General features: G+C 57.5%; 7 protein-coding genes. 3 read left to right on the top strand and 4 right to left on the bottom strand.

Annotation, left to right across the window (positions count from 1 at the left end):
- Positions 1-1,898 precede the first annotated feature (1,898 nt).
- Positions 1,899-2,252: a hypothetical protein gene (locus tag J6524_RS35165; protein WP_225678477.1), complete on the top strand. Its 354-nt coding sequence runs from the start codon at positions 1,899-1,901 to the stop codon at positions 2,250-2,252.
- 672 nt (positions 2,253-2,924) lie between these two features.
- On the opposite strand, the gene J6524_RS35160 is transcribed toward J6524_RS35165, so the two are convergent.
- A complete protein-coding gene (locus J6524_RS35160; protein ID WP_225678476.1) occupies positions 2,925-3,764 on the bottom strand; it encodes a 2OG-Fe(II) oxygenase in 840 nt (279 codons plus the stop codon).
- Between the two features lie 905 nt (positions 3,765-4,669).
- Here J6524_RS35160 and J6524_RS35155 point away from each other — a divergent pair.
- On the top strand, positions 4,670-6,148 hold the full coding sequence (locus tag J6524_RS35155; RefSeq protein WP_225678475.1) for an exopolysaccharide biosynthesis polyprenyl glycosylphosphotransferase: 1,479 nt from the start codon (positions 4,670-4,672) through the stop codon (positions 6,146-6,148).
- A gap of 381 nt (positions 6,149-6,529) precedes the next feature.
- Here J6524_RS35155 and J6524_RS35150 read toward each other — a convergent pair whose 3' ends face one another.
- Positions 6,530-6,892 (bottom strand): H-NS histone family protein, encoded by a 363-nt coding sequence (locus tag J6524_RS35150; RefSeq protein ID WP_225678474.1) that lies wholly within the window; start codon positions 6,890-6,892, stop codon positions 6,530-6,532.
- 770 nt (positions 6,893-7,662) lie between these two features.
- Between J6524_RS35150 and J6524_RS35145 the strand changes: the two genes are divergently transcribed.
- Entirely contained in the window at positions 7,663-8,010 is a 348-nt protein-coding gene (locus tag J6524_RS35145) for an H-NS histone family protein (RefSeq protein ID WP_376712118.1), read from the top strand.
- On the opposite strand, the gene J6524_RS35140 is transcribed toward J6524_RS35145, so the two are convergent.
- Both J6524_RS35140 and J6524_RS35135 read right to left on the bottom strand, forming a co-directional pair.
- Positions 7,989-8,270, bottom strand: coding sequence for a hypothetical protein (locus tag J6524_RS35140; RefSeq protein ID WP_225678473.1), 282 nt, complete (start codon positions 8,268-8,270; stop codon positions 7,989-7,991). The genes J6524_RS35145 and J6524_RS35140 overlap by 22 nt on opposite strands.
- A gap of 897 nt (positions 8,271-9,167) precedes the next feature.
- On the bottom strand, positions 9,168-11,278 hold a 2,111-nt coding region (locus J6524_RS35135; RefSeq protein ID WP_312002532.1), incomplete at its 5' end, for an Ig-like domain-containing protein.

Here is an 11,278-nt window from a genome sequence, read left to right as displayed (position 1 = left end):
AATGAACCGGATTGGCCGCAGGACCGCCTAGCCATGCTGGTGATACTGGTGCTGGCAATCATCTGGCAGGTGCTGGGGTCGTTGTAAGCCCGCCGCGTAAACAGGCGGGGCTCTTAGCGTGTCCGCCGGGAAGTGTCCCAAGAGCGTCGCTTACCGGGCAGACGTGCGAGGGTCGCGACAATACGTTTGAGAAAGACCTCGGCTTCCGGGACCTGCCCCCAAGCCCTAACCCGGAAGACGGCCCCAGTCTTCGAGCAGGCTGGGGCCGTTTCTCATTTCGAGATGCGTGGCAAGGTCTAAGGGCGCCGTTGAGACTCTCCCGCATGGGCACCTAGTGTACGTTCCAGGATCTCCAAAAAGATCCACGAAGGAGCCACGTCGGGAAAAACAGGTAACAGGAACTTCTCAGCACGCCGCGGTAGTCCCGTTTTATGAGCAGGCTTTGTAAGCTTTCGCACCGACTTCCACCTAGCCACTCGATAATATCGAGGGTTGCTGCACGGTGTACGGTAGGGAGGCTGTGATGAAGGCGACACTCCAAAGTGCAAGCGACCGCTTTTATCAATTAGAGAAAGATAACGCTGATCTAGTTGGAAGCCTTGAGGAACTTGCAAATCTGCAGGAGCTGGTTCGACAAAAAGAAGCACCTTTTCGAGCGAAGCGAGCGTATCGCGAAAGGTCGAGGACTAGATTGCCAACTAAGACCGCCGATCTTTCCCGAGGACAATATCCGACGGCGGGTTAAGCCTAAGCAAGCGATCTTCTAGCAACTCTTTTTTAGCGATCAGTTTGTCGCGAAGTACTGACTGCATCTGTTGGTGCAGTTCGAACAGCTCACTGATCGACATTGACTCCCAGTCAGCCACCATGACGCGCCCCCCGCGAATCATGAAAGTAATCGCTCATTCTATAGGAGACCGGGAACTTCTGGCAATGTTTACTGGTGGACCATTATCTAGCTTGATGGAAAGCTATCATCCTGGGCGGGCCCGCAGAGCGCTGCGGCGAGCGACTTTGCGTAGCTAGCCAATGCAAAAAGCGGCCCCAGCAGCAGGGGCTGAGGAGCCGTCGGGGCCGCCCATTTCAACCGCCAGCACGCGAAACAAGCGGCCAACGGTCAACCAGATTACCGCTAGCTCGAGCAAATGAGAGGCGTCGCCGCATCCAGCACGAGAAAAGTTTTGAAGAACGGCTAGCGGAAGAAGTTCAGCGCCACAGAGAAGCGGCTCGGGCACTTCCTCCCGGCACCGCTCAGGAACAGTTCCTGAGACGTGCCCGCCAAACCGAAACCGCAGCGCACCTAGACGAGTGGCTGAAGTCGCCTGGTCTGCGACTTCCGACATGAGGAGGGTAAGGTGCGCAGCGTCGCGGAATATCTGGAGAGAGCCGCCGAATTCGAAGCGCTGGCTGAGACATCGATCAGGCCGCTAAAGAAACGATACGCCGACATAGCTGCTTGCTACCGGCTTTTGGCAAAGGGTCGAGAATGGTTGGCCAGCACAGGCGCGATCCAGGGCGAACAACCGAGCGCCGTGCAGGCGGCGCGCTGAGGCTGCTAGATCATGGGCCTCGCCCTTCGCCAATTGATCCATATCAACATGATTACCAGACCCCATCTCCACTCTATTTCAATGGCGCGCGAATCGATCGGAGTTATGCCGTTACTCTTGCCGCTACGCTGGCTCTTTCGGCTGGCGCGATCTGCATCTTTTTACTGTTCATAGCAAAGGGTCCCGGCGGCGGCGCCGAGACCCTCTCGTGCTGAGTGTCGCACCAGGGGGGAAGATGCGACGCGGATCAACCCACTTTCCCTCACGCGCGTTCCTAACTGTCGATGGTTTAGCTGGAACTTAGCGCACGTTCTCAAAGTAGGGGGAGCAACATATAGGCGGGAAACTATGAAATGGATGCTTGTGGTCTTGGTAGGCGGCGTCATGCCGGTCAATACTGACCTGGTGTTTGATAAGTTTGCCGATTGTCTCGCTGCCGAAGAGCAGATGCGCCAGCACTATGCTGATGCGTTTGACGCTTGGGACCGGGGAGCTGCGATCAAATTCGACCGGCGGCGAGATTACGCCAGAGCTCGCGAATTGCAGGCCAAACGGCTGCTGAGCAACATTGGCACCTGCGTGCCCCATGGTGGCGGCGATCAGCAGCTTGTCGCCACACCTCAACAGCAGCCTACAAGCACACCCCAGCAGCCCGCAACATCACAAGCTTCGCCCGCGCCGCAGCCCAGCCCCCGAAATTGACCGGCAGGCGCATTTGCCTCGCACCAGGGGCCTCAGTTTCGTGGCGTGAAGCTGAGGCCCTGGAGGCCAGCCCTTCACCCAAAGGCCCACGCCGAAATCCAGCACCCGGCAGCCCACCCTCGCTACACCAAAAGTAGCCGTGCAGCTGTCGACCATGTCGGAACGCCAACTACTGCGCCGACATTGGTTTCCTTTACTAGCGGGCGGAATTCGATGCGGTACTGTCCTCAGTCCGACAACACTCGGTGGGTTTGTGAAAATCACCTCGATCGGCCATTCTTGGGTGAACGGGCGTGTGGCTGCCGTGGCGCCGGCGCACCTTGCCCGGGCTGCAATAGAAATCCGGCCGATCCTGAGGACGTCCCTGCAATGCCGGCGGGCTTCAGGCCCGATCTTAGTTAGGACCCTTACCAACTACGCAAGGGCAGACATCGCTGTTGTATTGAACCGGCCGACGGGCCCCTGAACGCGAGAAAGGGCCTAGCGCGGCAGGTTCTAGGCCGTTCTTCTCGGGCTGAGGTGTCGCAGCGAGGGATGCGACGCGGATCAACCCACTTCCCTCCTCCGCGTTCCTAACGTCCGAGACGTTCGATTTCCGGGGTGTCCTCGCCTCGTAGCGAACTTCGGGTGAATCTTTGGCTCTCCCAGTTCGCGCATGGGCGAAGGATCGCTTTAGCTTGGCGGCGAAGCCCGTCGGAAAATGCTGTCGCGCGTCGTTCGCACGAGATTGCGCAGAGGCTCGGGCGTCAGTTCGCGCAAGCGGTCCCGCCAGTTGAGGCGCTCAATTGCGCGATCCTCGCCTGGACGGGCTGCCCAGTAGCGAACGCGCCGCTCGCCTGGAGCCGCAACACGGGGTGCTTTCGTGTAGTAATAGCAGGCAACCGAAAGGCGCATCCGATCCGAGGGGCACTTAACGGGGTCAGGCAGGCCGTGCAGTGTCGCGCCGTGAGTTTCCCATAACACCATCGTGTTAAATCGCGGAAAAATCCGACGCCCGATGGCCGACATATCTGGTGGCCATAATTCAAGGCTACCGCCGTAGGAATCGGCCCAGTCGCGGTTGACATAAACGAGCAGGTTGACCCGGTGAAACAGGCCCGAGGTTGGGTGCACTTCGAAATCTTGATGGATTTTGGTGAAGCCACCGGGAGGTGTCCGGTGCGCTCCGGCATATCTGTGCGTGGGATCAGTCAGAAGGTCGGCGACGCCGGTTACGGTAGAAATAAATTCGAGGAAGGTTTCACCTTCGACTAGATCGAGGAAACGCGTGGTGGCCGGGCCGAGGCCGTCCCACGCTTCCTGCTTGATCTGACGATAGTCGTTGCTCACGATGAGACGCGCTGGATCAAGGCTCGCGCACTCGGCAGCAACGGAATCCAATAGCTCTTCTGGAAAAATACCTTCGAGCACGATATGGGGCCAAGGCTTGGCGTTTAGATACTCGCGACGCAACGACTGCGCGAGGGCTGGCAAGCGTAAGAAATGATCGAGATTAACGGCCGGCTCTGCCATCCTATGATACCTCCTATCGGCGACAAACAACGCGTCATGGTGGTCCGGGTTCCTTACCGAATTGCCAATTTTCCCGAATGCGCGAGCCTGCGCTTGAACCTTGTATTCACCATGGTGCCATGGCTCCGACTGGCCACGTCTGGCGGGATCAAAACCCGTCGCTGGCGACAATTGACCGGGACGATGTGTGCTGGGGTGGGACCACCGAGCACCAGAAGGTGGCCACGGCCGACCCAACGCGTGTTTGTTCGGTCAATGCTGTGACGCTGACGAATCTACTCCTCTGAGCTGGCGCTTCTGCTGAGGCGTCAGGGACACCTTCCATGCGAGCCAAGCGGCCTTGGCCGCCTTCCCGAGCCTGTCTCGAGGGAAGCGGGTGTTAGCGGGTTGCGTGGGTTTGCGCTTGTCCGCGCGCGCCCATTTCATGCCGGCGCCGCTCATTGCAGCACCGTGCTTGTCAGACCGATACGTTAACGTATCTTGTGAAGGCTGAAGCATCCCAGACCAAACGATCGCGCCCTGCCGTTCCCGCGGCGGGGCGTCGTCTTTTGTCGGCGGGTCTCCGGTTGCTTTGAAAGCAACCGCCTCTGCGACTTGTCGCGTCTTAAAGGGCCCGAGCGGCTCGGCGAGGCCGACCTCAAAGAGGCCCATCGTCTCGTTGCACAATTGGTCCCGGGCATGAGCCAACGCCGAATAAAGCCTTTTGCAGCCAATTGACGCGTTTAGGCCGGTGAGCGAGCCTACTGCATTGATCTGTAGCTATGTGCCTGTTCTGGCGCTGAGATAATCCACCGCAAAAAATAATCCGACTCATTTAATTCATCGCCGTTTTTGCTTGATTTATTTAAAGCGTTAATAATAAATTAATCCTGATTGCAAAAGCCTCGAACGACACTGGTTCTGGCATGAACTTTATTAACCGACATATTGCAGCCGGCCTCCACGAGGAAATTGCCCTCGAAGAATACAGCTATCCGTTGGGTGCCCAACGGAAATGGCCGATTCGCTATAGGTCAATCGAGTTGGTTGCGATCTGCGCCGATCTTGCCATCATTGTTCTCGCAAGCGTCATCTCGGTCTTCTTGTGCCGGATCTACAGTAGTTGGGCAGCGGCAGACCTCGCAAACGCGATCGGCTCGGCCATCGTCGTATCGGCGATGTTTGTGTCGTTGCTGAAGATGCGGGGTATGTATAGGCCAAGCGAACTGCTGGTCCTGCGCAATCAGATCCGCGCCGTTTGCGGCGCTTTGCTATATGCATTTATCCTTCTCGCCGCTGCGGCCGGGTTGCTCAACTTCGGTGAGGATTTCTCTCGCGGCGCCGGAATAGCCTTTGCGCTTACGAGTCTTGCATTGCTTTTTGTCGGACGAGCTCTCATGAAGAGCTTGCTCATGAGGGGCCTCAGCGGAAGAAAGTTCGCCGGCGGCAATATCATTCTGATTTCGGACCAACCACAATCTAGTGATGTGGGACTGGTGCCTGCGCTGACCATGCTCGGTTTTTGTGTGACCAAACATTTCAGCTTGCCTCCGCCCCGTTCCGGCTCTGATCACCGCAAGCGGCTCAGCGCCCGCGTCATAGAGAATGCGCGTGGCTCCAATGTCGAGGAGATCATCGTCGAGGCGGATCCCAACCGATGGGGAGAATTACGCGCATTTGTCGCCGAACTGCGAGTTCTGCCGACTCCGGTCGCCTTTGTTCCTGTCGGAGCGCTTTCGGAGATGTTCCGGCGGCCCACCCGGGACCTCGGTAGCGCCCTATGCGTGGAAATTCAGCGAGGGCCGCTTACGTTTCTCGAGCGCGCCATCAAGCGGTTCATGGATTTGATCGGCGCCGGCCTTGCCTTGCTTATTCTGTCGCCCCTGTTTGCTGTAGTTGTCATAGCGATCAAGCTGGATTCATCTGGTCCGGTCCTTTTCAGACAGCAACGCTGTGGCTTCAACGGTCGGAGCTTCTCGATCTACAAATTCCGCACTATGCGCGTCTTGGAGGACGGGCCGTCGGTCGTCCAGGCGCGAGCGGTCGACAGCCGTGTCACCCGCATTGGAAAATGGTTGCGTCGCACAAGCATCGACGAACTGCCGCAGTTGCTCAACGTGATCGACGGAAGTATGTCGCTTGTCGGACCGCGCCCGCACGCCATCTCGCAGGATAGCCAGTTTGATAAGGTTGTCCGCAATTACGCCTTCCGGCGGCGTGTGAAGCCCGGGTTAACAGGGTGGGCGCAAATACACGGGTGCCGAGGACCCACACCCACCACCGCCTCTATTGAACGACGGGTAGAGTACGATCTTTGGTATATCGACAATTGGAGCGTTCGGCTGGATTTGGTTATCCTGATCCAGACGCCAATTGAGGTACTTCGCGCTCGCAACGCCTATTAGACGCCAGAATGGACGTCGATAGTCGTGCCCCTCAGTGAAGCGGCACGTCGCAGGGTGAGCGTAACCGGCGCGGTGCCAATTCGAGCCCGAATTTAGGAATTAGTATTGCTGCTCTTGAACCAGAGCATCAGCGATGTGCGCCAAGAGCGCCCGTTCGTCCGTTTGGATCGTCCGGCGAACGTTGTGATTTCGCGACGTTGTCTTCTCGCCTTGCGGAAGGCCGGGCACTAGCCCGTTCAGCTCATTTTCGATTTCTGCCCAATCCCGATTGGTCACCGCTTGCCTCTGCCGCACATCTAATTTCTGACGGCAGGTTATCTCAGTTCGCCGGCTCCACCCTTAATTATTGATTTCGTGGTTAATAATACCCGCTCGGTCAGTTCACGCTCGCTGACGAACCTTCGTACCAGTCTCGCTAATCCGGAACTCTTCAATCTTGCGTCCCGACTTGACTGCTGCAACCAGCCACCTCGGCCGCTTGCCGCGGCCCGACCAGGTTTCGGAGGTCTGAGGATTCCGGTATTTTGGCAAAACCCGGGGATACTTGCGGCGGGGCTTGCCGTTCGGTTGCAAATCCCCCAAATCATCCGCGATGATTGTGCCACGGCTAAGCACGGCCAAGCGCTTCTCAAGTTCGCCTTTCTCGGCCCTGATCCGCGCTGATAAAATTCCGCTGATCTCTCCGTGAAGCGCCCAAAGCTCATCCAGAGACCAGGACTCGAAATCGATCTTCTTTGGAGCCATGCCGCCGCTCTTGATTCTGCTTAGAACATAAGGCGATGTCACACCCCTAAATAATAATCAAGGGGGGCTACAAGAGTTCCATGGGAAAAATGGATTATTCTGGCTTTCTTCGCGTTGGTTTGACACAGAAATCTGGCCGCGCGAAGCTTGCAACCTGGGCGGACTTTTGAACTGCACCTCGATCAAAAGCTGCAGCTAGAGACGAGAGGTTCGGCAGCCGGGATTCTGGCGCGCGGCAAGGCTCGGTTGCCGCCGCCGGTACTGCGGCTTCCTGCGCGCCCCCGTGCCTCTGTGGCGAAAGAAAAGCGACAGCCGGCATCTAATGACTTCGATATCCTTCAGGACACGCTGCCGAAGTTCAATCTGCTGCCTAAGTTGGCTAAGGTCACTCGATGCGGCGGTGGGTACTATGCAACGATCAACCGCATCCTGAAGGCGACAAAGAGACGAACCAATAAAATGATCCATTTGGGCACCTACGCAAAAACTATGGCAACGACCCTACCCTAATCCTGTTCTCATTAACAGCATGCCGCCCTCCCCGGCGCATTGGCTCTGTTCAAAATACCAAATAACGCTCTTGCTTTTAACTAAATTAAATTATTAAATTTGCAACCAAATAATGTTTGAAAAAACCTAACGCTATCAATTCAAACTTCGCACGTAATGGGCATCACCGCCAGCGATATTTCGAGGATTGGATGCTTCCGGAAAGACCGCAATCTGTTAGCCTTAACGGACCCGCGATGCGCAGGACAGATTTGGAGACAATGGATTTTGACGAGCTTTGGCTCTTGCATGAGCAGCTCACCAAACTCCTGTCCGAAAAGATCACCGCGGAAAAACTTCAATTGGAGCGGCGTCTGGCGCAATTGAACCGCGTAGAGCAGATGGGCGACGTTGAGGGACCGCCCGCCAACCGCCCGCGACGCAAATATCCAAAAGTAGAGCCAAAATACTGGAACCCCGCCCAGCCGACGCAGAAGTGGTCTGGACGCGGAAAACAGCCGAGATGGCTGGTCGCCGCCTTAAGCGCCGGAGGGAAGTTGGAAGACTTTATAATAGACAAAAGCGCTCGTCATGCAGACGACGATAGTCACAACGACGAGACCTCTTGACGCGGGTCGCGGTCAACACATTCCATCTGCATAGGAATTTCGCCCTCCCCGCGCGTGTATTCGAGATAGGCCACTAGATTGCTGCGAATACCTGCGACCTCCCCAAGCAATACCCCGTAAAGTTCCATACGTGACATGAGGGCTGTCTGTGTTGCCTTGGCCTTGGTCACAACGCGAAGCTGTTTGTGGGCGTGCTTTATTGTTTTGAACGAATCCTGAAGAGCTCTATTGTAGGCTTCGCTTGTGACACCATTACCCATCGAATCCCCCGTGTGCTAGGCAGCAAGGATTTCCGAGAATGTTAGACGATGGTGGCGGGAGGCAGGTTCAACGTTTTAGAGAATTTTATGCGCTGCAATGAGGGGGCCGCCGGACAGGAGCCGGACGATGATTTGATCGATGCTACAGTGGCTGGTCGGCTCCCGCCAAAGCGCTGGCCCAGGGTACCTAGCGGGAGCATTTCACGGCAGCTCGAGCCTCAGCATGGAATTGGCGAGAATCGGACACCGGAGCGGATCTCCCCTGTTGATCGGGCTAGGGCATGTTCGAACTCGAGGTTAGCCTTGGGACACACACCAACAAGAGGGACCATAATGTCGACTGCGCATCGAATTCTCACTTGGTCGGTCTTGTTGACCGCGATCCTCGCTATTTCCACGGGCTCAATTGAAGCGGCGGATCGGGCTGTCGAGGCAGTTTCCATCGCCAAAGCGGATCCTGGGGCGCCCCGCTGGAGCGCAAGACCGGGGCGATCAGTCGGACTTCGCCACGCTCGGTGCGAGTTTGTAGAAGGCGTGCGGGGGGCTACCCCTCTGACCGTGCCATTTTTCGGGTCCGGCTGGTATCCTGGACCTGCGCACTACGGACCATGCTGGCGCTATCGAGCAGGCGCGGTCATTTCAGTCAGGTATTAGATGGCTAGTGGCTGAGTACGTTGACAGTTGCTGGCCGGGGCGCCAACGTTCAAAGATCCTATAAAACATCACCTTACGTTACCTTCGCCACCTGGTTCGTCGGTGATCATCAATGCCTGCGAGCTGTTCGCGAGCCAGGGTTGTTGCCTTTCCTGCGATCCTCCGCGACCAACGCTTCTGCTGATAATTCGGACGCGCTCATAAATGGGCTAAGCGCGTCCGAATTCGTCTTAGGCTGAACGACTACGAGAACTGGAAGTCATACTTATCGAGGGCGCTCAGCTTGGTGTTCTTTAGCGTCACCGAGTTGTCCGCACCAGCCGAAATGACAACATCTTGGCCTACCTGCGCTGCATGGGCGAGAACGCTCGCGAAACTGTCGAAGACGTTCTTGCTGAACTGAACCACATCGTGGGACCGTCCGTATGCATCGAAACCCTTGACGACGTCCTTCCCGAAGTTGGGCGCAAAGACGAAAGTGTCAGCGCCTCCGTTCCCAGCGAAAAGGTCGTCGCCGGAGGTGCCGTTCAGTGTATCGCTCCTTGTCGAGCCGAGGATCGCATTACCCGAAGTACCAACAACCTGACCGGTGCTATCGATCTGCTTGGCAGTATAGGTATGCACCGTGTCGGATACGGCCGACGATGTCTTGAAGGACCAGCTGCCGTCGGCAGCCGTATTCACCGTTCCCAACGATACGTTGCCGTCGTACAGCTTGATCTGACTGTTGGCATCGGCGACGCCTTTGATCGTGACGATATCGCTCCAGTTCTTGTACATGGTGGTGAAAGCGACGGACGAAGTCGGCGCAGTTGGACTGGAAGCACCGATCTGTCCGTCACCATTGAGGTCCTGATGGAAGCTCGTCTCTAGCAATTTAAGGCCATAGTCCGTACCCGACACCTGGCCGCCCGACGTGGAGCCGGTCAGGGCGCTGACATGGGAAACGTAGTTGCCGTTGTTGTCGGTGTTCCAGGCCGTGTACTGACCGGTGCTAGCCTCCTTCCAGGCAACCTGATAGCCCGTGGCCGTCTTCTCCGCACCGATCGGCGTCCAGGTGCCATCTTGCCCGTCCACAAAATCCGCACCGCCATATTTCAACGTCGGGCCGGATCCGCTGCTGCTGTTGAGGTAATATTTGCCGCCGCTCTCAACGAGACTTGTCGCACCAGCCGACTCGACTGTCTCACCCGGAGTTGGCGTTGGCGAAGTTGGTGGAGCTGTGGGAGCCGAGGTGCCGGTGCTGGCCGTGACCACGGCAGATGCCGCGCTGGTGTTGCCTGCCGCGTCCGTTGCCTTTGCGGTGAGGCTGTGCGAACCGGCCGCAAGGACGCCGGTGCTGTAGCTCCAAGCCCCACTGCTGTTGGCCGTCGCGGTCCCGATCTGGGTCGTGCCGTCGAACACCTTCACGACGCTGCTCGCTTCCGCCGTACCGGCTAGATTAAGCCCGCCATTGGCGTTGTTGGTTGGCGTCGCCATCGTCGGGGCCGACGGCGCCGCGGTGTCAATTTTCACGGCAAGTACCGATGACGTCGAACTGGTGCCGGACGTCGTGGTGGCTGTGGCCTTGAGGCTATGGTTGCCGTCCGACAGCGCAGCGGTCGTGTAGGTCCACGCGCCACTGCTGTTGGCCGTGGTGGTCCCAATCTGGGTCGTACCGTCGAGCACCTTCACGGTGCTGTTGGCGGCTGCGGTGCCCTGGAGCTGAAGGGTGTTGTCGCTGGTGATGCCGTCGCCGGTCACCCCACTATCGTTCGAGAACGACGCGATCGTCGGTGCGGACGGCGCGGTAGGCGTCGAGGGTGTGGAAGGCTGGGTCGGCGCCGAGGTTGGGTAAGGCGTCGCGTCGGTGTTGTTGTTCCATTGGACATTGTTGCGGATAATCGGGGTCGAATTCACGACGTTGAAGTAACCGTAAATCCCGCGCTCAACGTAGTTGTTTTCGACCGTGACGTTGGTGATGGGGTGCGTCGTGGATTCCACATAGAGTGTGAACGACGGGTCGCCGGCCATCAGGTTATTTCTAACCTGAACACCGTCAATGGCACCGAACTCGGTCTTGATGAAGACGGCGGCAGTGCCGCCGGCGCCGGTGGGCATGGAGATCGTGTTGTGCTCGATCACCGAACCGTTTTGGCCACCAAACAAGGTGATGCCATCGAAGTGACGGGCATCCGGGTTGCTCGACGTGTCAGCCAAGTCGTGGATATAGTTGTCCTTGACCTCGGCGCGGCCGAACAGCTGGATGCCGATCACCATGCCTTTGATATCGCAGCCGATGATCGCAGAGTTGGTGCCGCCCCCGATACCGAGACCAGATGTGCGGGTTGAGCCGCTGCCATCGATGTCGCAGT

The sequence above is a fragment of the Bradyrhizobium hereditatis genome (genome assembly GCF_020329435.1).
In the GTDB taxonomy this organism is placed as follows: domain Bacteria; phylum Pseudomonadota; class Alphaproteobacteria; order Rhizobiales; family Xanthobacteraceae; genus Bradyrhizobium; species Bradyrhizobium hereditatis.
This window is presented reverse-complemented; position numbering and strand designations above follow the sequence as displayed.

Bases quoted from the DNA above. Each gene is read 5' to 3' on its own strand.
- J6524_RS35155 (WP_225678475.1), top strand. From the start codon at position 4,670: ATGAACTTTATTAACCGACATATTGCAGCCGGCCTCCACGAGGAAATT.
- J6524_RS35160 (WP_225678476.1), bottom strand. From the start codon at position 3,764: ATGGCAGAGCCGGCCGTTAATCTCGATCATTTCTTACGCTTGCCAGCC.
- J6524_RS35150 (WP_225678474.1), bottom strand. From the start codon at position 6,892: ATGGCTCCAAAGAAGATCGATTTCGAGTCCTGGTCTCTGGATGAGCTT.
- J6524_RS35145 (WP_376712118.1), top strand. From the start codon at position 7,663: ATGGATTTTGACGAGCTTTGGCTCTTGCATGAGCAGCTCACCAAACTC.
- J6524_RS35165 (WP_225678477.1), top strand. From the start codon at position 1,899: ATGAAATGGATGCTTGTGGTCTTGGTAGGCGGCGTCATGCCGGTCAAT.
- J6524_RS35140 (WP_225678473.1), bottom strand. From the start codon at position 8,270: ATGGGTAATGGTGTCACAAGCGAAGCCTACAATAGAGCTCTTCAGGAT.